The 21,259-nt window shown below is 59.2% G+C and carries 20 protein-coding genes and 5 tRNA genes; 15 read left to right on the plus strand and 10 right to left on the minus strand.

Annotation, left to right across the window (positions count from 1 at the left end; translation table 11 throughout):
* The 3 genes from cysS to ACESSC_RS00180 all read left to right on the plus strand — a co-directional run bounded on the left by cysS (window position 1) and on the right by ACESSC_RS00180 (window position 3,195).
* Window positions 1-1,467, plus strand: coding sequence for a cysteine--tRNA ligase (cysS, locus tag ACESSC_RS00170; protein WP_373160766.1), 1,467 nt, complete (start codon window positions 1-3; stop codon window positions 1,465-1,467).
* A gap of 123 nt (window positions 1,468-1,590) precedes the next feature.
* On the plus strand, window positions 1,591-2,514 hold the full coding sequence (gene rlmB, locus ACESSC_RS00175) for a 23S rRNA (guanosine(2251)-2'-O)-methyltransferase RlmB (RefSeq protein ID WP_373160767.1): 924 nt from the start codon (window positions 1,591-1,593) through the stop codon (window positions 2,512-2,514).
* A gap of 3 nt (window positions 2,515-2,517) precedes the next feature.
* Window positions 2,518-3,195: an NYN domain-containing protein gene (locus ACESSC_RS00180; RefSeq protein ID WP_055309418.1), complete on the plus strand. Its 678-nt coding sequence runs from the start codon at window positions 2,518-2,520 to the stop codon at window positions 3,193-3,195.
* A gap of 27 nt (window positions 3,196-3,222) precedes the next feature.
* Here ACESSC_RS00180 and ACESSC_RS00185 read toward each other — a convergent pair whose 3' ends face one another.
* Window positions 3,223-4,563 (minus strand): DNA-binding protein, encoded by a 1,341-nt coding sequence (locus ACESSC_RS00185; RefSeq protein ID WP_195362186.1) that lies wholly within the window; start codon window positions 4,561-4,563, stop codon window positions 3,223-3,225.
* A gap of 224 nt (window positions 4,564-4,787) precedes the next feature.
* On the opposite strand from ACESSC_RS00185, the gene ACESSC_RS00190 reads away from it, so the two are divergent.
* The 11 genes from ACESSC_RS00190 (at window position 4,788) to rplA (ending at window position 9,888) form a co-directional block, all read left to right on the plus strand.
* Window positions 4,788-4,862: transfer RNA gene (locus tag ACESSC_RS00190), tRNA-Thr, on the plus strand.
* Window positions 4,863-5,507: 645 nt separating this feature from the next.
* Window positions 5,508-5,589: transfer RNA gene (locus tag ACESSC_RS00195), tRNA-Tyr, on the plus strand.
* A gap of 10 nt (window positions 5,590-5,599) precedes the next feature.
* Window positions 5,600-5,675 (plus strand) — tRNA-Thr (locus tag ACESSC_RS00200).
* A gap of 3 nt (window positions 5,676-5,678) precedes the next feature.
* Window positions 5,679-5,755: transfer RNA gene (locus ACESSC_RS00205), tRNA-Met, on the plus strand.
* Window positions 5,756-5,851: 96 nt separating this feature from the next.
* Window positions 5,852-7,042 (plus strand): elongation factor Tu, encoded by a 1,191-nt coding sequence (gene tuf / locus ACESSC_RS00210; RefSeq protein ID WP_117563790.1) that lies wholly within the window; start codon window positions 5,852-5,854, stop codon window positions 7,040-7,042.
* A gap of 278 nt (window positions 7,043-7,320) precedes the next feature.
* Window positions 7,321-7,470: a 50S ribosomal protein L33 gene (gene rpmG / locus ACESSC_RS00215; RefSeq protein WP_102372646.1), complete on the plus strand. Its 150-nt coding sequence runs from the start codon at window positions 7,321-7,323 to the stop codon at window positions 7,468-7,470.
* Window positions 7,471-7,483: 13 nt separating this feature from the next.
* Window positions 7,484-7,559, plus strand: a tRNA-Trp gene (locus ACESSC_RS00220).
* Between the two features lie 76 nt (window positions 7,560-7,635).
* Complete coding sequence (gene secE, locus ACESSC_RS00225) at window positions 7,636-7,974, plus strand: preprotein translocase subunit SecE (protein WP_117583102.1); 339 nt, start codon at window positions 7,636-7,638, stop codon at window positions 7,972-7,974.
* Window positions 7,975-7,977: 3 nt separating this feature from the next.
* Window positions 7,978-8,514, plus strand: a complete 537-nt coding sequence (nusG, locus tag ACESSC_RS00230) for a transcription termination/antitermination protein NusG (protein ID WP_006234984.1) — start codon at window positions 7,978-7,980, stop codon at window positions 8,512-8,514.
* A gap of 120 nt (window positions 8,515-8,634) precedes the next feature.
* Window positions 8,635-9,063, plus strand: a complete 429-nt coding sequence (rplK, locus tag ACESSC_RS00235; RefSeq protein WP_373160768.1) for a 50S ribosomal protein L11 — start codon at window positions 8,635-8,637, stop codon at window positions 9,061-9,063.
* Window positions 9,064-9,180: 117 nt separating this feature from the next.
* The gene (rplA, locus tag ACESSC_RS00240; protein ID WP_022093892.1) at window positions 9,181-9,888 is read left to right on the plus strand and encodes a 50S ribosomal protein L1; all 708 of its coding nucleotides are present in this window, start codon (window positions 9,181-9,183) and stop codon (window positions 9,886-9,888) included.
* A 123-nt stretch (window positions 9,889-10,011) separates the two neighbouring features.
* On the opposite strand, the gene ACESSC_RS00245 is transcribed toward rplA, so the two are convergent.
* The 9 genes from ACESSC_RS00245 to ACESSC_RS00285 form a co-directional block, all read right to left on the minus strand.
* Complete coding sequence (locus ACESSC_RS00245; protein ID WP_373160770.1) at window positions 10,012-10,722, minus strand: metallophosphoesterase family protein; 711 nt, start codon at window positions 10,720-10,722, stop codon at window positions 10,012-10,014.
* Window positions 10,719-12,641 carry a BMP family ABC transporter substrate-binding protein gene (locus tag ACESSC_RS00250; RefSeq protein WP_118377409.1) on the minus strand — a complete coding sequence of 641 codons (1,923 nt, stop codon included), beginning with the start codon at window positions 12,639-12,641 and terminating at the stop codon, window positions 10,719-10,721. Before ACESSC_RS00250 ends, ACESSC_RS00245 begins: the two co-directional genes overlap by 4 nt.
* A 94-nt stretch (window positions 12,642-12,735) precedes the next feature.
* Window positions 12,736-13,503, minus strand: coding sequence for a mechanosensitive ion channel family protein (locus ACESSC_RS00255; RefSeq protein WP_373160772.1), 768 nt, complete (start codon window positions 13,501-13,503; stop codon window positions 12,736-12,738).
* Between the two features lie 335 nt (window positions 13,504-13,838).
* On the minus strand, window positions 13,839-14,633 hold the full coding sequence (locus ACESSC_RS00260) for an ABC transporter ATP-binding protein (protein ID WP_022093887.1): 795 nt from the start codon (window positions 14,631-14,633) through the stop codon (window positions 13,839-13,841).
* Complete coding sequence (locus ACESSC_RS00265; RefSeq protein ID WP_099432089.1) at window positions 14,626-15,549, minus strand: ABC transporter permease; 924 nt, start codon at window positions 15,547-15,549, stop codon at window positions 14,626-14,628. Before ACESSC_RS00265 ends, ACESSC_RS00260 begins: the two co-directional genes overlap by 8 nt.
* A 204-nt stretch (window positions 15,550-15,753) precedes the next feature.
* Window positions 15,754-16,734 (minus strand): ABC transporter substrate-binding protein, encoded by a 981-nt coding sequence (locus ACESSC_RS00270; RefSeq protein ID WP_117563784.1) that lies wholly within the window; start codon window positions 16,732-16,734, stop codon window positions 15,754-15,756.
* Window positions 16,735-16,894: 160 nt separating this feature from the next.
* A complete protein-coding gene (locus tag ACESSC_RS00275; RefSeq protein ID WP_089572510.1) occupies window positions 16,895-17,680 on the minus strand; it encodes a hypothetical protein in 786 nt (261 codons plus the stop codon).
* Between the two features lie 249 nt (window positions 17,681-17,929).
* A complete protein-coding gene (asnS, locus tag ACESSC_RS00280) occupies window positions 17,930-19,333 on the minus strand; it encodes an asparagine--tRNA ligase (RefSeq protein WP_089572552.1) in 1,404 nt (467 codons plus the stop codon).
* 180 nt (window positions 19,334-19,513) lie between these two features.
* Window positions 19,514-20,077: a PTS sugar transporter subunit IIA gene (locus ACESSC_RS00285; protein ID WP_089572509.1), complete on the minus strand. Its 564-nt coding sequence runs from the start codon at window positions 20,075-20,077 to the stop codon at window positions 19,514-19,516.
* A gap of 243 nt (window positions 20,078-20,320) precedes the next feature.
* Here ACESSC_RS00285 and ACESSC_RS00290 point away from each other — a divergent pair, with 243 nt between their 5' ends.
* Entirely contained in the window at window positions 20,321-21,220 is a 900-nt protein-coding gene (locus ACESSC_RS00290) for an alpha/beta hydrolase (protein ID WP_373160773.1), read from the plus strand.
* The last annotated feature ends 39 nt before the right edge of the window (window positions 21,221-21,259 follow it).

The following is a 21,259-nucleotide window of genomic DNA, read 5'->3' on the forward strand; positions in this document are numbered from 1 at the left end:
ATGCGTATCTACAACAGCGCTACCCATAAAAAGGAAGAGTTCCAGCCCATCGAGTCCGGCAAGGTCCGCATGTACGTGTGCGGCCCCACGGTCTATGACAACATCCACATCGGCAATGCCCGCACGTTCATCAGCTTTGATGTGATTCGTCGCTGGCTCATCGCGAGTGGCTACGAGGTCACGTTCGCCCAGAACCTCACCGATGTCGACGACAAGATCATCAAGCGCGCCAACGAGCAAGGCCGTACGGCTGCCGAGGTCGCGACGGAGTTCTCCGACAAGTTCATCGGCGTCATGCGCGCTGCCAACGTGCTCGATCCCGATGTGCGTCCCCGCGCCACCAAGGAGATTGGCCCCATGATCGCCATGATCAAGACGCTTATCGAGCAGGGCCACGCTTACGCAGCCGATAACGGCGATGTGTACTTTGCCGTGCGCAGCGATCCCAACTACGGCCAGGTCTCGGGCCGCAACATCGATGACCTTATGGTGGGTGCGCGCATCGAGGAGAACGAGGACAAGAACGACCCGCTCGACTTTGCCCTGTGGAAGGCCGCCAAGCCCGGCGAGCCCAGCTGGCCGAGCCCCTGGGGCGAGGGCCGTCCCGGCTGGCACACCGAGTGCGCCGCCATGGTGCACCGCTACCTGGGCACCCCGATCGACATCCACGGCGGTGGCTCCGACCTTGCCTTCCCGCATCACGAGAACGAGTGCGCTCAGGCTACCTGCGCCTGGCACCAGGGCTTCTCCAACACCTGGATGCACACGGGCATGCTACTGGTCGACGGCGAGAAGATGTCCAAGTCGCTCGGTAACTTCTTTACACTGGCCGAGGTCCTCGAGCAGCACTCTGCCGCGGCCCTGCGCTTACTGATGCTGCAGACGAGCTATCGCTCACCGCTCGACTTCTCTTGGGAGCGCTTGGAGGGTGCCGAGAACTCGCTCACGCGTATCGCCGGCACGGTCGAGAACCTGCGCTGGGCTGCAAGCCACGCGACCGCCGACGCCGATGAGGCTGCCGCCGAGGAGTTTGCCGCCAAGGCCGCCGAGACCCGTGCCGCCTTTAAGGAGTGCATGGACGACGACTTTAACACCGCCGGTGCCATGGGTGCCGTCTTTGGCTTTGTGACCGAGTGCAACCAGTATTTGGAGCATGCGGGCGATGCTGCCGACAAGGCCGCAGCCCTGGCTGCCGCCGATACGCTGACCGAGTTGCTCGATACGTTTGGCGTTGAGCTTCCCGAGCCCAAGGTCGAGTTGCCGCTGGGCCTGCTGGGCGTTGCCGCCGGTCTGGTTGCCTACACTGGTGACGATGTGGACGAGGCTGCTGCCAAGATTCTCGAGGCTCGCGCCGAGGCCCGCGCCGCCAAGAACTGGGATCTGGCCGACGCCATCCGCGACCAGCTCAAGGACCTGGGCCTCACCATTGAGGACACGGCCGCCGGCACCCGTATTAAGACTCTCTAGAGGCCGCACGTTTGAGTAGGGACGCTTCGGGACCGGTCTGAAAATAATGCCGAAGGTGTTATTTTTGGACCTGTCCCAGGGCGTCCCGTCCGTTTTCCGTTTATATATCTCGAGGTTTTCCACATGGCTGACAACCGCAAACGAGGGGGGTCTCGTCCCTACAACCCCGGTAAGGCTGGCGGTCGCCGCGACCAGCGCACCGGCCGTCCGCAGCGTGATGGTCGCGACCAGCAACGCGACCGCACCCAGGCCGCGCGTCCGCAGCGCGACCGCAACCGCGACGCTGTCCAGGCTCCCAAGGGCGAGTTTATCGAAGGTCGTCGTGCTGCCGCCGAGGCGCTACGTACCGGCTTTCCCGTCAAGTGCGCGCTCATTGCCGAGGGCGGGGACCGTGACGCCGCCCTGTCTCGTCTGGTCGATGACCTCAACGTCGCTGGTGTCCGCATTAAGTACGTACCGCGCGCACAGCTCGATGCGCTGTCGAGCCATGGCGCTCACCAGGGCATTGCGCTCGAGGTGGGCAACTTCCCTTACGCCGATGTCGCCGACATCCTCGACCGCGCGGGTGACGGACCTGCGCTCGTCATCGTGCTCGACCACGTGACCGACGACGGTAACTTTGGCGCCATCGTGCGCTCCGCCGAGGTCGTGGGCGCGGCGGGCGTCATCATTGCCAACAAGCGCGCCGCCGGTGTGACCGTCGGCAGCTACAAGACCTCTGCCGGCGCCGTTATGCATCTGCCCATCGCACAGGTTCCCAACATCGCCCGTGCGCTCGACGACCTCAAGGCCGCCGGCTTTTGGGTGGGCGGTGCTTCCGAGCACGCCGAGGGCAGCTGCTGGGATGCTCCCTTCGAGGGCCGCGTGGCGCTCGTCATGGGCTCCGAGGGCGACGGCATCTCGCGTCTGGTGCTCGAGAAATGCGACTTTTTGACCAAGCTTCCCCAGCGCGGCATGACCGAGAGCCTCAATGTTGCCCAGGCGACCACGGCGCTGTGCTTTGAGTGGCTGCGCCGCAATGCCGGCGAGCTCATGGGGGAGGAGTAGCGCATGTCCAAGAAGAACCGCGCCAAGTCCAAGGCTAAGCGCTTTGGCGAAGGCTCGGCCAAGCCGATCGTATCGGCCGCAACCTATGGCGTGGGCGGCAATGCGTTTGCACAGGCTATCGCCGATCCAGTCTCGACGGTGCACTCCAACAAGCCCGAGCTGCTTGTGGTTGACGGTTACAACGTGATCCACTGCACGCCGCGCTACGAAAAGCTCGTGTATGACCATTCCGACGATCCATATTCCAGCGACGTTCACGATATGGCGCGCACCGCCCTCATCAATGACGTCGCCGCCTTTGCCCAGGGCCGCTACGAGGCCGTGATCGTGTTCGACGGCGCGGGCAATATCTCCAACGAGCGCCCCAACCTGCCGGCCCGCGGCGTGCGCATCGAGTTTTCGCCGACGGGCGTCTCTGCCGATACCGTGGTGCAAAAGCTCTGCATCGAGGCGCGCGAGGAAGGCCGCGCGTGCTCCGTGGTGTCGAGCGACGGCACGATCCAGGCCGTCGTCATGGGCAAGGGCGTCACGCGCATCTCGAGCCGCATGCTGGTGGACGAGATCAAGCAGATCGATAACGACGTTCACGAGGCAGAGGAAGCTCCGCAGATCAAGATGACCCTGGGTAGCCGCCTGAGCCCCGATGCCCTGGCCAAGCTCAAGGCCCTGCGCGGGAGGTAGGGGAGTTGGCGGGGCAATGCTGCCTCGCTAACTCCATTCAGCGATGTCGATCATTCTTTCGAGGCGCCACGTTAGCGCCTCTTTTAGATAAGGCAGTCTCGCTGCTAGGGCATCGTTTTTAGACAGAATCTCGATTGCCTCGTCGACAAAACCTTCGAGTTTGTCCCCGTCAAACCAGTTCATATCCTCAACAAGCAACATTTGTTTCGCGGGACTTGAATGGAACTGCGCGCTGGCAAAACTGTGCTCTCCTGCCCTAAGCTCATCTAGAGATATGTTGCACCAGAGCGATGAGCCCGAATCGAAGATGGGGGCTGGTCTGCAGACTAGTGAGTTGACGTTTCGCACGAGGCCGAAGTTGCGCCAATGACGATCGTAGTTGGCGATGATGTCGTCACACACGATCATGTGGTCAAGGGCATCCTTGACGCCTGTCACCCCGAGTTCCTCGCAGTTTGCTACGTATCGCTCGTAGTCAGTTAGCCGTTCATCTGCGTTTGCGTGCTGGTTTACATAGAACGCAGGGACATACTCTTCTTCATCAGTTAAGAAGACATCGCATATGCTCAGGGCGGAAGTGCCCGTGCCTTCGAGCGAGTAAGGTACATAATCGCAGGCGTTTAGGATGCGACGGTGGAGCGCGGTCGCCACCAGCTCGTTATAAGGTTCCTGGTTCAGGTGCGCTCCTGCCTTATGCAGAATTCGACGCCCGCCCTCGCACGTCCAGTACTTTTGAAGATTGCCGTCCGAGGTGTTATCGGGCTTTGCGGCAGCCGCTTTTCCCTCTGGGGCAAAGGGCGCAATGGACAGCGAGACGTCATCAAAGGCGTTATTGAAGAAGTTAATATCCTCCCAGACGAGACCGGAATCTTGGGGTCTAATCCAATACTGGTCGGATAAGGAGAGGCCAAGATTTCGCTGTACGAGTTCATCGGGAACATCGACTGCGGCTTCTGCAAGCAGGGAGGCTAGCCCAATGCGTGCGAGCGGGATACCGCGACCGCGCCACCAGATGCGGAAGGAGTCGAGCGATACGGAGCTATTGGGGCCAAATACCCCAATAGGGGCGTGGGCGTAATCGATGTCGGCGCCGATGTGGGTAAAGTCTTTTCGCGATGTGTTGTAGACCAGCTGAGCGACTTCGTGCGTGCGGTTCATGAGGGTGAACGCGATCTCGCTCTTACCGTGGCCGCGGCGGGGACGTCCTCCCGTTTTGGTCACGGAGCGGAGTCGCGTGTCGACGCTGTCTTTGTCGATGAGCCATACACCAGAAGCCTTGCGGGCATCAAGTGCTCCGTTTTTTATGAGCTCCTGCACCCTGCGCGGAGTGATGCCGAGCAGCTCGGCGGCTTCCTTGGTAGTAAGCATCACGAAACCCTTCGTCAAAACGAATAGTTTTATATATAGCAATTGTAATTAAAACTATTCGTTCTGACGAATAGTTTTGAGATTGAGGGCGAACCGACAGAAATGAACGGGCCTGGTACCTGTTGTTGCTGGTTTTTGCATATTTATATAACGCCGTGTGGCCTGTTGCGCCCCGTCCGTAATTCCTTTATTCTTAACAGGCTTCGCGCGAAAGCGCCAAGTGTGCCAGTGTGGCGCAACGGTAGCGCAACTGATTTGTAATCAGTGGGTTGCAGGTTCGATTCCTGTCACTGGCTCCATGAGAGTTTCGGGCTCTGTTCCTTGTGGGACAGGGCCCGTTTCTATTTATGTCGACATGTAAGTGGGTTTGACTCCCACCAAGCTTCAGGTTTGTCTCGATCTGTAACACGGGTGGGCTGAAAACCCTCCTTATAGTTACAGATCGAGACAATGCCAAAGGACGGCCGATAACGTCTCGATCTGTAACACGAAGAGGCTGAAAACCGTTCTAGCTGTTACAGAGTGAGACGTAAGCCGGGGTCGCCGCGTAGTATCTCGATCTGTAACAGATAGGAGAGGAATGACCCTCTTACTGTTACAGATTGAGATGAAAACGGTGAGGCCCCTGGTCTACTTGATTGCACCGGGGAAGCTCCGATCTCGACCTATATATAGGTGCAAATAAGCCGTTATCGAAGTTCGATCCTGAAGGTGTACTCCACTACACCAAAGTGTTACCTTGGGAAACGTCACCTCTGTATCCAAAACCACCGTCCTTCATATCCAAACTCAATAAAACCGCAGGTCACGGTTATATAGATACGCCCGGAACCGTGTATCTAGAGGTTTTCGTTGACAGCCCCCAAGGTTGCATCGTATTATCTTTTTCGTTCGCGGGGGCGGCGGTCCAAAAGACCAAAGAACCTGCGGATACTTGAACGATTGGGAGTTTGCCCGAGTGGTTAATGGGGACGGGCTGTAAACCCGTTGGCTCTGCCTACATAGGTTCGAATCCTATAGCTCCCACCCGTCAAGTGCCTGTATAGCTCAGTCGGTAGAGCACTTCGTTGGTAACGAAGAGGTCACCAGTTCAAGTCTGGTTGCAGGCTCCATCCGGCGGTGTAGCTCAGTTGGTTAGAGCACACGGTTCATACCCGTGGCGTCACTGGTTCGAATCCAGTCACCGCTACCATAGGTAACACGGTGGCTTCTCAATAGTATGTTGAGAGGCCACTATGGTATAAAGGCAAAGTCCCGTCCGGGGACGACCTGTTTAGAGGAGGGCTTTATGGCCAAAGAGAAGTTTGAGCGCACTAAGCCGCATGTTAACATCGGCACCATTGGTCACGTCGACCACGGCAAGACCACGCTGACCGCTGCCATCACCAAGGTTCTCTCCGAGACCGAGGGCTGCAAGGCTGACTTCACTGCGTTCGAGAACATCGACAAGGCTCCCGAGGAGCGCGAGCGCGGCATTACGATCTCCGTCTCCCACGTCGAGTACGAGACTGCTGCCCGTCACTACGCTCACGTTGACTGCCCGGGCCACGCTGACTACGTCAAGAACATGATCTCCGGTGCTGCTCAGATGGACGGCGCTATCCTGGTCATCGCCGCCACCGACGGCCCCATGGCTCAGACCCGCGAGCACATTCTGCTCGCCCGTCAGGTCGGCGTTCCCTACATCGTCGTCTTCCTGAACAAGTGCGACATGGTCGACGATGACGAGCTCATCGACCTCGTCGAGATGGAGACCCGTGAGCTCCTCTCCGAGTACGATTTCCCCGGCGACGACATCCCCGTCATCCGTGGTTCCGCTCTGGGCGCTCTCGAGGGCGACGCCAAGTGGATGGACGCTATCCGCGAGCTCATGAACGCCGTCGACGAGTACATCCCGACGCCTGCTCGTAACAACGACCTCCCGTTCCTGATGGCCGTTGAGGACGTTATGACCATCTCCGGCCGTGGTACCGTTGCTACCGGTCGTGTCGAGCGCGGTGAGCTCAAGCTCAACGAGCCCGTCGAGATCGTCGGCATCAAGGATACCCAGAACACCGTCGTTACCGGTATCGAGATGTTCCGTAAGTCCATGGACTTCTGCGAGGCTGGCGACAACGTCGGTCTGCTGCTCCGCGGCATCAAGCGCGAGGACATCGAGCGCGGCCAGGTTCTCTGCAAGCCCGGTTCGGTTACCCCGCACACCAAGTTCACCGGCGAGATCTACGTTCTGACCAAGGAGGAGGGCGGCCGTCACACCCCGTTCTTCGATGGTTATCGTCCTCAGTTCTACTTCCGTACCACCGACGTTACCGGTACGGTCAAGCTCCCCGAGGGCACCGAGATGGCTATGCCTGGTGACCACATCACCATCGAGGGCGACCTCATCCACCCGATCGCCATGGAGGAGGGCCTGCGCTTCGCTATCCGCGAGGGTGGCCACACCGTCGGTTCGGGCATCGTCTCCACGATCATTGAGTAAATTAGCTCTCTGATATAGCTGACTTAGAGAACCCGGCACTTATATGGGTGCCGGGTTCTTTTCTGCAATGGTTATTGTGCCGTTGCTGGTGTCGAGAGGATCGATAATGGTTCTGGTGCACCGTCGATTAGATCTCGCTGGCCCCATTGATGTGTTCCAAATATGAATGGATCCACCGAGAACCAATTGATTCGAGGTTTTCATTGACAGCACTTACATAGAGCTGATAAAGTACCATCTCGTGCCCGTACGGGGCGGATATGAAAGGTTCAGGATACATGCGTACTCTAGTTACTCTTGCGTGCACTGAGTGCAAGCGCCGCAACTATACGACCACCAAGAACAAGGCGAACATGCCTGATCGTATGGAGATCAAGAAGTATTGCCCCTGGTGCCGTCACCACACGCTGCACAAAGAGACTCGCTAGTCTTTAGTCATATACGCCAGTAGTTCAATTGGTAGAGCATCGGTCTCCAAAACCGAGTGTTGAGGGTTCGAGTCCTTCCTGGCGTGCCAGTCATTATTCCGTAAGCTCCCAATTGGGGGCTTACGGTTTACTCATGTATAAGCGCATTGCGCGGAGGTAACCCAAATGGCCAACAAGAAGAACAAGAAGAAGGCTCAGCAGCCGGCACCTGCCAATAACGCTGCCGCCAACTCCAAGGTTGAGGCCAAGAAGGCCGTTGCCAAGAAGAACGAGAAGGCTGCGAAGTCCAAGAAGAACGAGAAGCCTGGTTTCTTCGCCCGCACCAAGAAGTATTTCGCTTCGGTGAAGTCCGAGATGAAGCGTGTCACGTGGCCCGATAAGAAGGAGCTCGTGAACTACTCGGTCGTCGTTTGCGCTTCTCTGATCGTCGTCGGCGTCGTCATCGCTCTGCTCGATGCTGGCTTTGGCGAGGCTCTTGCTCTGTTCTCTGGATTGAGGGGCTAAACCATGTCTAAGCGTTGGTACGTCGTTCACACTTACTCTGGATACGAGAACCGCGTTAAGTCCGATCTCGAGCATCGTATCGAGACCATGGGCATGCAGGACCGTATCTTTGATATCGAGATTCCTATGGAGCGCGTCACCGAGATCAAAGAGGGTGGCAAGCGCGAGACCAAGGATTCTAAGATCTTTCCGGGTTATGTCCTGGTTCGCATGGAGATGGATGACGATGCGTGGACGTGTGTTCGCAACACGCCCGGCGTCACCGGTTTCCTAGGCGGCAACGGCAAGCCCGCTCCGCTTTCCCGCGACGAGTACAACAAGATGACTCGTCGTCCCGGTAAGGGCGATTCGCCCAAGCGCACCTCGGTTGATATTCAGGTCGGCACGTCCGTCCGCGTCACCGATGGCCCGCTTACCGACTTTGATGGCAAGGTCTCCGAGGTTAACACCGAGGCTGGCAAGCTCAAGGTCACGCTGATGATCTTTGGCCGCGAGACGCCGGTCGAGCTCGACTTTAACCAGGTCGCTGTCATCGCTTAAGTTTTCGTCCGTTCGCGCGAGCGTGCTTCTTCTGTGACTGCTCATCTCAGGAGTGCTTCTAACACGTGCGTGCTTACGATATAGCAAGTACTTCACACTCGTGATTCGAAAGGAATGACCATGGCTGAGAAGAAGGTTGCCAACGTCATTAAGCTCCAGATTCCTGCTGGTGCAGCTAACCCCGCTCCTCCCGTCGGCCCCGCTCTGGGCGCTGCTGGCGTGAACATCATGCAGTTCTGCCAGGCCTTTAACGCCGAGACGCAGGACAAGAAGGGCGACGTCATCCCCGTTGAGATCTCTGTCTACGAGGATAAGTCCTTCTCCTTCATCACCAAGACCCCGCCGGCGGCTCACCTCATCAAGAAGGAGCTGAACCTCAAGTCTGGTTCCGCTAAGCCCCAGGCCGACAAGGTTGGTCAGCTCTCCCAGGAGCAGCTCACCAAGATCGCCGAGATCAAGATGCCGGACCTCAATGCCAACGACATTGACGCCGCCAAGAAGATCATCGCCGGTACCGCCCGTTCCATGGGCGTCACCATCGCTGAGTAGCGATTTCTTATGGTAACGACGGGTGCTCCGACCTGGGCGCCCGTTAAATGTGTGCAATAGGGCACACGATACGATGTGGGAGGGCTCACGCCCGTTTAACCACAGGAGGTAATGCACATGGCTAAGCATGGTAAGAGCTATAACGCCGCTGCCGAGAAGATCGATCGCGCCACGCTCTACACCCCCCTTCAGGCTGCTAAGCTCATTAAGGAGCTCGACACCGCCAAGTTCGACGAGACCGTCGAGGCCCACTTCCGTCTGGGCATCGATACTCGTAAGGCTGACCAGAACATCCGTGGTTCCATCTCCCTGCCCCACGGCACCGGCAAGACCGTTCGTGTTGCCGTCTTCGCCGAGGGCGAGAAGGCCCGCGAGGCTGAGGCTGCCGGCGCCGACATCATCGGTTCCGACGAGCTTGTCGCCCAGATTCAGAAGGGCGAGATCAACTTCGACGCTGCTATCGCTACGCCGAACATGATGGCCAAGGTTGGCCGCATTGGTAAGATCCTCGGTCCCCGTGGCCTCATGCCGAACCCCAAGCTCGGCACCGTGACCATGGACGTCGCCAAGATGGTCTCCGAGCTCAAGGCTGGCCGCGTTGAGTACCGCGCCGACCGTTACGGCATCTGCCACGTGCCCCTGGGCAAGAAGTCCTTCTCTGAGCAGCAGCTTGTTGAGAACTACGCTGCCCTGTACACCGAGATCCTGCGCGTCAAGCCCTCTTCTGCTAAGGGCAAGTACGTCAAGTCCATCTCCGTGTCTTCCACCATGGGCCCTGGCGTCAAGGTCGATCCCGCTGTCCAGCGCGACTTCCTGGCTGAGTAACTTTTAGTTACTGCCTGAGCAAAGCAAGCATTGCTAAAGAAACCCGGTTCTGCCTCGTGCAGGACCGGGTTTCTTGCTATCGCGTCAAAACCACCTCAAAGGGGACAGGCACCTTCGTGTTGGTTACCAAGGTGTTCTGGCTGTTGAGGACTCGATGGCCTCGTGGCGTTTGAGCTCGCGGCGCATGGTTTGCGAGTTGAGCCAGGCTGCCTGCCAGCCACGGATGGGGTAGCGCGCTTCGTCCAGCTCAAACTGCGTATAGCCGCAGGCGTTGATGATCGTCGTTCCACACACATGCTGCCGCTCGCGCTGAAAATCGTTACCGTAGCTTCGATGTACATGCCCATGCACCATGTAGTCGGCCCCCCAGGACTCAAGCGCCGTGTTAAAGCACTCAAACCCTCGATGCGGCAGGTCGTCCAGGTCGCCCATGCCTGCGACGGGTGCATGGGTAAGTAGAATATCGCATCCGTCTACCAGTGCGATTTTTCGCGATAGCTTGCGCATGCGTTTTGTCATCTCGCGCTCGGTATACATGTTCGCGCCGTCGCGGTAGCGCATGGAACCGCCCAGACCCGCAATGCGAATACCTCGGTACACATATACGCTGTCCTCAACACAAATGCACCCGCCCGGTGCATGGCGCGCGTAGCGGTCGTCGTGGTTGCCACGAACGTACACAAGCGGTTTGTTGATGACAGTGACCAAAAACTCAAGATAGTCCGGATCCAGGTCGCCTGCGGATAGAATCAGGTCAACGTCCTCAAAGCGCTCCTTGCGAAAACATTCCCACAGGCAGCGCTCCTCTACATCGGCAATGGCTAGGATATTCATAGGGCACGGACCTCCGGCTCGTTATCGAGCTGCGGAATCGAGCCTATAACGTTGTCAGCCAGCCAGTTCATCTCGACAATCTGCGTACTCGGCAGGGGAGGGAAGCCCTCAATCTGAACCACGCCGTCCTGGCTGTGGAGCTCGCCGCCAAATGGGTTGATGGAGCCCTCGACAATGCCGTTGCGAAGCAGCTGCACAAGTTTACGCGTCTGATAGGGTAGGCCCGGAGCGTAGCGAATATCGATGACGCCGGAGCTCATACCGTACCAGTAGTTGACGGCGCGCACCTGCTGGTCATCGGCGGTCTCGTCCCATGTGCCGTGCAGTAGGCTGCGTACGATGAGTTCGTAGTAACGGCCCCAGTTCCATACCGGCATAGCAATACCGGTAACTTCCTTGCCGTTTACCAGACGGTGAAGCCCGTAGGCGGTGGGGTCCTCGAGAGACTTGGACATATCGGCGCCGGTCATGACGCTCACGCCCTCGCGACACATGGCTTCGGCAAGACCGCCGGCGGGAACATCTCCCCAAGTGAGGATAATCTGCGCACGAGGGTCGAGCAGCGAGGCACCGATAGCGAAGGCGTTGATTTCGCTCAGCGCGCCCGAGGCGAAGACCGACGCATGGTAGCCAATACGGTGGTTGTCGGCCATGCTGGCGGCAAGGGCGCCCAGTAGGAACTTGGCCTCGTACATCTTTCCAAAGTACGAGCGGACGCTTTGGTGGGGAAGGCCGATTGAGCAGTTAAGGAACCGCACCTGGGGATACTCGACTGACGCCCTGAGCGTGTATTCCATGAGCCGGTGTGAGGTCGAGAAGATGACGTTCGCCCCGTGCTTTACGGCTGTCTCGACGGCGGCGTAGAACACGTCCGAATCGTGGCAGTCCTCGAACGCCTCGGTGCGCACGATGCCGCCAAAGTGCTCATCAAGATACCGGCGGCCCTGGTCGTGTAGGCTGTCCCAGCTCGACGTGGCACAGGGAAACTCGTGGATAAAGGCGATTCGCATGGGATTGGCAGTGGAGTAGACGGTCTTGCTCATAAAGAAGTTGAGCACGCCCGAGGTAGCTTTTGTCGGTGCGCCCTCTTTCTCGTTGGGCTGCGGCGCTTCGACAAGATCGACTTTGTCCTCGTCGCTTTTGCCGGCAATGACAAGCTCGCGCCAAATCTTGCACAGACGGTTGACGACGATATCCGTCGGCGTATCCAGCAGACGGTCCTGGTTGTAGACGTTGAGGTAGACGAGCATGGCATCGGCAGGCGTAATGTCCAAGTGGTCGCCGCCCGCGCGAAGATAGGCGCGCTTAAAGAGCAGGAAGGTGTGACGTAGGTAGTCGACCTTCTTTTGAGGCCATTTTTCGACAAGATCTTGGCCGAGCATTTTGGCAAGCATCTCGTAGCTGCCCTCGCGCGAAAACTCAATCTCGTACAGGGGGCATACGTACCAAAAGGCGCAAAACTCACCGTACAGGCGGCTCTCGACGGAATCCCACTTACCGGGGTACAGACGCGTCACCTTGGCCGAAACCGTCGGAGCGTCAAGGAATTTGAGGACGCTGACACGCTTGTTGCCCTCTTGGACGTAAAAGCGGTGCATGAACTCGGTGACGATGATGGGGTCGCGGTAGCCCTCGGAGATTTGGATATCGTAGAGGTTGGACCATTTGCGGGCGAATTCGGTATTCCAGGGGAGCAGCGGCATAAAGTTACACGAAAAGGCGGACTGGCGACCTTTGGTAACCGTGCCGACGACCATTTCGAGCGGAATGTCCCGCAGGCCGATGTTCTCGCGCTGCCCGCAGGGAAGCTGGGCGACCAAGCTGTCGAGGTCCGTAAGATATGGATGCTCGCTTTGGCTGATGGCGCGACGGCGTCCCTGTTCGCCGCGCTTGCGCGCTTGACGATAGGCCTCTTCCATGGTGTCTACTCCCTTAGTCGTTTAAACAACGATATGAACCATGGTACCACGATGCGAAACCACCACAAAGGTGCCTGTCCCCTTTGCGGTGGTTTTAGGCGATGATGGGGGCGATGGCGCGGATGCAGGCGTCGGCTGCCGTAAAGGTGGTGCTGTCGTCACTGACGATAAAGATGATCGTACCCTTAATGCCAAAGTCGCCGATCTCGCTAAAGAGCACGTAGGGTTCCTTGTCAAAGCCCGAGATGGGTGAAACGGCGACCTTGGTGGCACAGGCGAGCTCGTCTGCCAGCGCATCGAGCGAGTCCCACTTTGACGTGTCCTTCACCGCGACGGGAACGACAACGCGTCCAAAGGGCATGAGGTGCACGAGTGTGTTCTTGGAGATGTTGGAGTTGGGGACGATGATGGTCTGTCCGCAGGCGTCCTCGATGGTCGTGTGGCGCCAAGTGATGTCCTGGACCACGCCCGACACGCCGCCGACCTCGATATTGTCGCCGGGCTTGATGATGCCCATAAAGGTCACTTGCATGCCGCCGATAAGGTTTGATAGCGTGTCCTGAAAGCCGAGCGAGATGGCGATGCCGCCGACGCCAAGAGCGGCGACGAGCGCGTTTGCGTTAATGCCAAAGCAGTTGTCGAGGATAAAGCTGCCGCCGATCATCCAAATGACGGCACGCGCGATGTTGATGAAGATGCTCGATGCGGGAAGCGGGTTGTCGTCTCGGTTGAGTAGGTGGCGCAGGGTCTTGGATGCCACCTTGGCGGCGATGGCGGTGACTATTACCAAGATGACGGCCCAGATGATGTTGTGGACCCAGCGCTGCTCAAAGAAATGAAGAATCGGTTCAAACAATTCCATGTAGGGAAAACCTCCTAATGATCATTCAACCATGATACCCACCAAAAAGCCCGTCCGATCACATCGGACGGGCCGATAACTTGAGATGGGGTGGCCGCGGTGGCGTAAGCTGGGCCGCCGGCGAGCACGCCGGCAAGGAGTGCGGCGGTCAAGCAAGACGGGGAAGGAGTCTTCTCATGGCAGTTTCCTTAGTTCTTAACCAGTGGTTCCTGCTGACGCTGGATTATCGACATGATATGCGAAAACCGTCGCAAAGGTATCTGTTCCTTTGCGGCGGTTTTGACGTTTGCGCAGATAAAACCTGCCAAAATAAACCTGTCCCTTATTGGCAGGTTTTAGCTCAGCAGCATGCGGTCGTTGGCGAGCTCGCCGCCCGAGACCTCCTCGAACTTCTGCAGCAGGTCGGCGACGGTGAGCGACTTCTTCTCGTCGCCCGCCACGTCGTAGATAACGTGGCCCTCGTGCATCATGATCAGGCGATTGCCCAGACGGATGGCGTCATTCATGTTGTGCGTGACCATGAGCGTGGTCAGGTGGTTCTCGTCGACAATCTCCTCGGTCAGATTGAGCACCTTAGAGGCGGTCTTGGGGTCGAGTGCCGCGGTGTGCTCGTCGAGCAGCAGCAAGCGCGGCTTGGTGAGCGTGGCCATGAGCAGCGTGAGTGCCTGGCGCTGGCCACCCGAAAGCAGGCCGACCTTGGCGTTGAGGCGCGTGTCCAGGCCAAGGTCCAGGCGCTTGAGCAACTCAACGTACTCGTCCTTCTCGGCCTTGGTGACGCCCCACGAAAGGCCGCGACGCTGGCCGCGACGCTTGGCGAGGGCCAAGTTCTCGGCAATCTGCATGTCGGCTGCGGTGCCGCGCATGGGATCCTGGAACACGCGGCCCAGGTACTTGGCGCGCTGCGACTCGCTCAGGCGCGAGATGTCGGTGCCGTCGAGCTCGATAACGCCCGAATCGAGCGGATATACGCCGGCAATCATGTTGAGCAGCGTGGATTTGCCGGCGCCGTTGCCGCCGATCACAGTTACAAAGTCGCCGTCGTTGAGGGTAAGGTCGACGCCGGTGAGCGCGCGCTTCTCGGTGACGGTGCCCTTGTTAAAGGTCTTCTTGACGTGCGAGAGCTTAAGCATCTGCCTCATCTCCCTTCGTGTAGGAGCTGCGGAGCTTATAGCGCTCCCAAACCACGGGCACGCACAGGGCCACGGCGACGATCACGGCAGAGAGTAGCTTCATGTCGTTGGCGTCCATGCCCAGCTGCAGCACGATGGCGCGGATAAGGAAGTACACCACGGAGCCAAAGACGGCGGAGGCAAGACGGACGCTAAACTGCGTGAGACCGCCGGGCAGCAGGCGACCGAGCACCTCGCCGATGACGATGGCGGCAAGACCGATAACGATGGCGCCGGTGCCCATGCCAATGTCGGCATACTTCTGGCTCTGGCAGATGAGCGCACCCGAAAGGCCAATGAGGGCGTTGGAGAGCACGAGGGCGATCATTTTGGTGGTGTTGGTGTTAACGCCCAGGGCGCGGATCATGTACTCGTTGTTGCCGGTGGCACGCAGCGCCGAGCCGATCTCGGTGCCAAAGAACCAGTACAGGATGGCGACGATGGCCACGGCCAGCACAATGCCTAGGATAATGGCAACAGTGGACTGCGGCAGGCCCGTCATGTTGCTGACGGATGAGAAGATAGTGCCCTTGGCAAGGATGGGCGTGTTGGACTTGCCCATGATGCGCAGGTTGATGGACCACAGACTGATCTGCGTAAGGATTCCGGCGAGGATTGCGGGAATCTCAAAGACGGTGGTCAAGATGCCCGTGACGGCGCCCGCGATGGCGCCGGCGCACATGCCGGCCAGCACGGCGAGCAAGGGGTCGACGTTATTGTTGACGATGAGCACGGCGCAGACACAGCCGCCGAGGGCAAAGCTGCCGTCGCAGGTCATATCGGGGATGTCGAGCAGGCGGAACGTGATAAACACGCCAAGCACCATAATGCCCCAGAGGACGCCCTGCGAAACGGCGCCCTGCAATGCAATGAGCATGCTTCATACCTCCTAGGATAGGGTGGACACGTGATTTTCCATAATAGCGGTACCAATGCATAAAAGAGCTGCGGACGGATGTTTTGTCTCATCCGAAACAAGCAGGGCGAACGCCGGTCTTTAGCGTTCGCCCCAAGGACTCAGATATTGAATAACGCGGCTGTGGCGCGCGTGCGGGCCCTAGACGCGTTACCGCGCATGGCGCTACTCGTCCAGAGCGGAAAGGTCGATGCCCAGGGCCTCGGCCGTCTCGTCGTTCTTGACGACGACCAGGTCCTTGCTCGAGAGGTGCTTGATCGGCATATCCTCGGGCTTGGCCTCGCCCTTCAGGATCTTAACGGCCATCTCGCCCGCGGCGTAGCCCAGGTCCTTATAGTTGATGGAGAGGGTGAACAGGCCGCCGGCCATGCACATACCCTCCTCGCCGGTCACGAAGGGGAGCTTATTCTCCTTGCAGATCTGGCCCACCTGCGAGGCACCCGCGGCAATCGTGTTGTCGGTGGGGGAGTACAGCGCGTCGACCTTGCCCACGGCGGACTCGACGACGGACTGAATCTCGTTGGAGCTCGAGACGGTGAAATCGGTGTACTCGAGGCCCAGCTTGTCGAGTTCCTTCTTGGCGGCCTTGATCTGGACGTCGGAGTTGGACTCAGCGGTGCAGTAGAGCAAGCCGACCTTCTTAACGTCGGGCAGGACCTTCTGCATCATCTCGAGCTGCTCGGCGACCGGGGTGAGGTCGGAGGCGCCCGTGACGTTGGTGCCGGGCTTGTCGTTGTCCTGGACCAGGCCGGAGGCGGCGTAGTCGGTGATGGCGCAGCCCACGATGGGGATATCGGCCGTGGCACCGGCGGCAGCCTGCGCGGCGGGCGTGGCGATGGCATAAATCAGGTTGACGTTGTCGCCCACAAACTTGTCGGCAATGGACTTACACGTGGACTGGTCGTTCTGGGCGTTCTTCTGGTCGATCTTGACCTTAAGGCCGCTCTCCTTGATGGCCTTGACAAAGCCGTCGTTGGCGGCATCGAGTGCGGAGTGCTCGGTGAGTTGCAGAACGCCGATGGTGTAGTCGGAACCGGCGGCAGCAGAGCCGGAACCAGAGTTGCCGCCGCATCCGGCGAGCGGGGCGAGCGCGAGCAGACCGGCGGAGACCAGAAGGCTCCTGCGGCTGATGGTGATGTCCTTCATATCATTACCCCCAGTATAAAAATGGCTGGAAACACTGCACTGGGACAAAGTGCAAGTGGAACTATAGTAGCGCTGATGTCCATTTTTACAACAGCCTGGCGGGTTTTTTAATACAGAATCGGATGGGCGGTACGGGTAGTCGAATGGGCGGCGGAGGGTCTTATGCGGCGGAGGAGGCATCGTCCTCGTCCAGGACGGCGAAGAGCTTCTTGCCGTCAAGGAGACGTGTGGTGACGTTTCTCATGCGGCCGATCTCAACGGTACGCAGCGTGTCGTCGGCGCCTCGCGCGTCATAGACCGTTCCCAGCAAATACGAGATGCCGTCTCGTTGCTTGATGGCAAAGGGCCGGAGTGTCATCCGCGCCACTTCGACCTCTCCGCGTGCCGTGACACTCGAAATATCAAAACTCACCGTGGTTCCGTGGTCGATGGCCTGCTCGATGAGCTCGCAGGCATCGATGCGCTTGACGGGCGTGCGTGTGGCCTTGGTGGATTTGTCGCCTGCGCTTGGAGCAGGCTCGGGTGCATCGAGGTAGCCGCGAACGTCGGCACTCGCCATGGCGACCAGGTGCTGCGCTATGCTCTTTCGAATGGCGATGGGCGTGGAGCGGTTGCGCATGACCATGCCGTGGAGCCGGATGATCTCTTCGTCGGTGAGCGGACGGGTCAAGAGTCGATAGCCAACGCCGCGCTTGTACTCAATTTCGTATCCGGCATGGCGAAGTGCGGAGATGGCGGTGTAGATGCTGCGCCGCGCCGCCGAGATGGGCATGCGGGCGGGGTCGTCGGGATGGGCGAGACGCCGGATCAACTCATCGGAAAGCATGGCCTTGTCCTCGCCGGTGTTTTCGCTTAATAGTTGCAGGATGCGAACGGCGCGATAGGCTGCCATCGAGGCGGCGCCCCTCGTCGTGGTCTCGTAAGTTTCAACAGCGGTTTCGGTCATGGCGTCCACGTCCTTTCCGTTTTGGGTGGCGACGGTATGGAGCCTAGGGCGCGGGGCTTTCCCAGGGGTGCAGGACGCTCCGGGCGGTCGGTAGTCGTCGGCAAGCGGCGGGTCGAGTTTTCAACAGCCCTGCTCAACTGACCAAAATCTTGCCAAAAGCTTGACGGATACTGTTGAAAAAAGCGCCCCTCGGCTTGCCGAGAGGCGCTGGCGTGATGCGCTGGAACGCGTTTGGTGGCGCTGTGGCGATTAGAAGTCGGCGTTGCCCACGGTGCGCGGGTGCGGCAGGACGTCGCGGATGTTGCCCACGCCGGTCAGATACATGACCAAGCGCTCGAAGCCCAGACCGTAGCCGGCGTGCTTGCAGGAACCGTAGCGGCGCAGGTCAAGGTAGTACTTGTACTGCTCGGGATTCATGCCCAGGTCCTTGATGCGGGCCTCGAGCAGATCCAGGCGCTCCTCGCGCTGGGAGCCGCCGATAATCTCGCCGATACCCGGCACCAGGCAGTCGGCGGCGGCGACGGTCTTGCCGTCCTCGTTCATGCGCATGTAGAACGCCTTGATCTCGGCCGGGTAGTCGGTTACGAAGGTCGGGCGCTTAAAGTGCTCCTCGGTCAGGAAACGCTCGTGCTCGGTTTGCAGGTCGATGCCCCAGCTCACGGGATAGTCAAACTTGTGACCGGCGGCGACGGCCTGCTCCAGGATTTCGACGGCCTCGGTATAGGTGACGCGGGCAAAGTCGGAGTTTGCCACGTGGTCCAGACGCTCGAGCAGACCCTTGTCCACAAACTTGTTGAGCATATTGAGCTCGTCGGGGCAGGTGGCCATAACGTCCTTAAGGACGTACTTGAGCATGGCCTCGGCGTTATCCATGTAGTCGTTAAGGTCGGCAAAGGCCATCTCGGGCTCGATCATCCAAAACTCGGCGGCGTGGCGCGTGGTGTTGGAGTTTTCGGCGCGGAAGGTGGGGCCAAAGGTGTACACGTCGCCAAAGGCCATGGCAAAGTTCTCGGCATTGAGCTGGCCGGACACGGTGAGGCTCGCGTGCTTGCCAAAGAAGTCTTGGCTCCAGTCGACCTCGCCGGACTCGGTGAGGGGCGGATTTTTGGGGTCGAGCGTGGTCACGCGGAACATCTCGCCGGCGCCCTCGCAGTCACTCGTGGTGATGATGGGGGTGTTGACGTAGACAAAGCCCTGCTCCTGGAAGAAGCGGTGGATGGCGGCAGCCGCGACAGAACGGATGCGGAACACGGCGCGGAACAGGTTGGTGCGCGGGCGCAGGTGCTGCTGGGTGCGCAGGAACTCGACGGTTGCGCGCTTCTTCTGCAGCGGGTAATCCGGGGCGCTGACGCCCTCGACCTCAATGGAGGTGGCAGAAAGCTCGAAAGGCTGGGGCGCATCGGGGGTCAGCTTGACGGTGCCGGTGCAAATGAGTGCGGCCGAGACGTTTTGATGGGCGATCTCGTCGTAGTTGTCGAGTGCCTCGCGGTTCATGACGACCTGCAGGTCGCGGAAGCAGCTGCCGTCGTTGAGCGTAACAAAGCCAAAGTTCTTCATGTCGCGGATGGACTTGACCCAGCCGGCGACGGTGACGGTCTGGCCGCCAAGCGACTCGGCATCGGCGTAAAGCTGCGCGATTTTGGTGCGGTTCACGTATCCTCCCATAACGGTTGAATGATAGCTATCCATACAGTTCGATATTCTAGCAGCTCGGCTCATTTGGGCTATACAGATAAGGCATTGGCGGGATGGTTTTTCAAACGAAAAGCGCCCACGGCAAATGCTCGTGGGCGCTTTTCGTGTTGCCTTTTGGCTGTATGGCGCGGGGCCTGGCTACTTGGTCTTGGCTACCAGCAGCGGGTCGCCCAGCTTGACGAGCGGGTTGCCGCCGATAAGCGTTCCGGACTCGCCGACATGGTCGATGCTCTTAAGACGATCGAGCTCGGAGATGATGACGGTCACGATGTCCTCGTGGCCGGCGGCCTTGATGGCCTCGCGATCGAAGCTGATGAGCGGCTGGCCGGCCTTGACTGTGTCACCCATCTCGACAAAGCGGGCAAAACCCTTGCCGTTCATTTCCACGGTGCCCAGGCCAACATGGATGAACACGCGAAGACCGTCCTCGGTGATCATGCCGATGGAGTGGTTGGTGACGGTGGTGGCGCCGATACGGCCGTTAGCGGGGGCGTAAATGGTGCCGGTAATGGGCTCGATGCCGTAGCCCTGGCCGAGCATGCCCGAGGCGATGGTCTCGTCGGGAACCTCACTCAGATTGACGAGCACGCCGTTGACAGGAGCGTAGATGACGCCTTCGCGGGTGGCGAAGCTTGCTGCGGGCGGAACGGACGCCTCGCCCGACGAAGTGAACGTGGACTTGAGCGAATCGAGCAGACCCATAGATGCCTCCAACTTAAATAGGCGCATATCGCGCGCTTGGTTTGCCGGAAACGTTTCATATGTGTTTCGCGGCTTGGTCAACGCCCCTATTTTACGCTGCTCAACGATACCTCTGAACTGGGATTATGTGATATATCAGTTGAAGGGAAACTTATTGCTGGAGTGTTTCTTCGCCACGGGCTCAAGTGGGGTACGCTTAGACGCGAAAAACAAGGGCGCATAATCTGCGCGAAGGGAGCACATATGATTGTCGAGAACCATGCGCTGTGGGGCGAGGAGCCGACCGAGGAGTATCCGGCGACGTTTACGTATTTGGGTGCCGAGCCGCTGCCCGATAAGCCGAATGGCCGCCGCCCTGCCGTGATTATCTGCGGCGGAGGTGCGTTTACGCATATCGCTCCGCATGAGCAGGATCCCGTGGCGTTTGCGTTTTTGGACCGCGGCTACCAGGCCTTTGTGCTCAACTATGTGACAAGTGGCATGGGCGACGTGAGCTTTCCTCACCCGCAGGCAGACCTTGCCAAGATGGTCGCCACGGTTCGCGCCAACGCCGACGAGTGGCATGTCGATCCCAAGCGCGTGTGCGTCGTGGGCTTCTCGGCAGGCGGCATGATCTGCGCCTCGCTGGCAACGCAGTGGAAGACCGGCCCCTTCGCGGCACTTGCCGGGGCGCGTCCGGACGACATTCGTCCCGACGCCGTGGTGCTGGGCTATCCGTTGCTCGACCTTGCCTATGTGCGCGATATGCAGACGCGTGACCCGCGCATCGACCTGCGCGTGCCCAAGACGGGTGGCAAGACAGGGCGCGATTTGCTCAACGACTATCTGTCGATGGTGACGGGCGGCGAGGCGACCGATGAGCACCTGACCGACATTTGCCCTACCACGCATGTTTCGCGCCAGATGCCGCCGACCTTTGTGTGGGGCGTGTCCGACGACAAGACAGCGCCGATCGCACAGGTCTATCCGTTTGCGCAGCGCATGGCCGAGGAGGGCGTCGCTTGCGAGATGCACGTCTTTGACCAGGGCGGTCACGGCCTTTCGCTCGGCAACGCCAACACCGCGGTCGACAACGAGGACAAGCAGGTGGCAGTCCGTCCTTGGATCCGCCTGGCCTTCCGTTTCCTGGAGCGCCATATGTAAAAGTAGACTACTTGCCCGTTTCAAAAAGTCTGCTTAGAG

It is taken from the genome of Collinsella aerofaciens (assembly GCF_964243765.1).
GTDB classification, from domain to species: Bacteria; Actinomycetota; Coriobacteriia; order Coriobacteriales; family Coriobacteriaceae; genus Collinsella; species Collinsella aerofaciens_BU.

Excerpts from the sequence above, each read along its gene's own strand:
- cysS (WP_373160766.1), top strand. The coding sequence starts at position 1 with ATGCGTATCTACAACAGCGCTACCCATAAAAAGGAAGAGTTCCAGCCC.
- rlmB (WP_373160767.1), top strand. The coding sequence starts at position 1,591 with ATGGCTGACAACCGCAAACGAGGGGGGTCTCGTCCCTACAACCCCGGT.
- ACESSC_RS00180 (WP_055309418.1), top strand. The coding sequence starts at position 2,518 with ATGTCCAAGAAGAACCGCGCCAAGTCCAAGGCTAAGCGCTTTGGCGAA.
- ACESSC_RS00185 (WP_195362186.1), bottom strand. The coding sequence starts at position 4,563 with ATGCTTACTACCAAGGAAGCCGCCGAGCTGCTCGGCATCACTCCGCGC.
- tuf (WP_117563790.1), top strand. The coding sequence starts at position 5,852 with ATGGCCAAAGAGAAGTTTGAGCGCACTAAGCCGCATGTTAACATCGGC.
- rpmG (WP_102372646.1), top strand. The coding sequence starts at position 7,321 with ATGCGTACTCTAGTTACTCTTGCGTGCACTGAGTGCAAGCGCCGCAAC.
- secE (WP_117583102.1), top strand. The coding sequence starts at position 7,636 with ATGGCCAACAAGAAGAACAAGAAGAAGGCTCAGCAGCCGGCACCTGCC.
- nusG (WP_006234984.1), top strand. The coding sequence starts at position 7,978 with ATGTCTAAGCGTTGGTACGTCGTTCACACTTACTCTGGATACGAGAAC.
- rplK (WP_373160768.1), top strand. The coding sequence starts at position 8,635 with ATGGCTGAGAAGAAGGTTGCCAACGTCATTAAGCTCCAGATTCCTGCT.
- rplA (WP_022093892.1), top strand. The coding sequence starts at position 9,181 with ATGGCTAAGCATGGTAAGAGCTATAACGCCGCTGCCGAGAAGATCGAT.
- ACESSC_RS00245 (WP_373160770.1), bottom strand. The coding sequence starts at position 10,722 with ATGAATATCCTAGCCATTGCCGATGTAGAGGAGCGCTGCCTGTGGGAA.
- ACESSC_RS00250 (WP_118377409.1), bottom strand. The coding sequence starts at position 12,641 with ATGGAAGAGGCCTATCGTCAAGCGCGCAAGCGCGGCGAACAGGGACGC.
- ACESSC_RS00255 (WP_373160772.1), bottom strand. The coding sequence starts at position 13,503 with ATGGAATTGTTTGAACCGATTCTTCATTTCTTTGAGCAGCGCTGGGTC.
- ACESSC_RS00260 (WP_022093887.1), bottom strand. The coding sequence starts at position 14,633 with ATGCTTAAGCTCTCGCACGTCAAGAAGACCTTTAACAAGGGCACCGTC.
- ACESSC_RS00265 (WP_099432089.1), bottom strand. The coding sequence starts at position 15,549 with ATGCTCATTGCATTGCAGGGCGCCGTTTCGCAGGGCGTCCTCTGGGGC.
- ACESSC_RS00270 (WP_117563784.1), bottom strand. The coding sequence starts at position 16,734 with ATGAAGGACATCACCATCAGCCGCAGGAGCCTTCTGGTCTCCGCCGGT.
- ACESSC_RS00275 (WP_089572510.1), bottom strand. The coding sequence starts at position 17,680 with ATGACCGAAACCGCTGTTGAAACTTACGAGACCACGACGAGGGGCGCC.
- ACESSC_RS00285 (WP_089572509.1), bottom strand. The coding sequence starts at position 20,077 with ATGGGTCTGCTCGATTCGCTCAAGTCCACGTTCACTTCGTCGGGCGAG.
- ACESSC_RS00290 (WP_373160773.1), top strand. The coding sequence starts at position 20,321 with ATGATTGTCGAGAACCATGCGCTGTGGGGCGAGGAGCCGACCGAGGAG.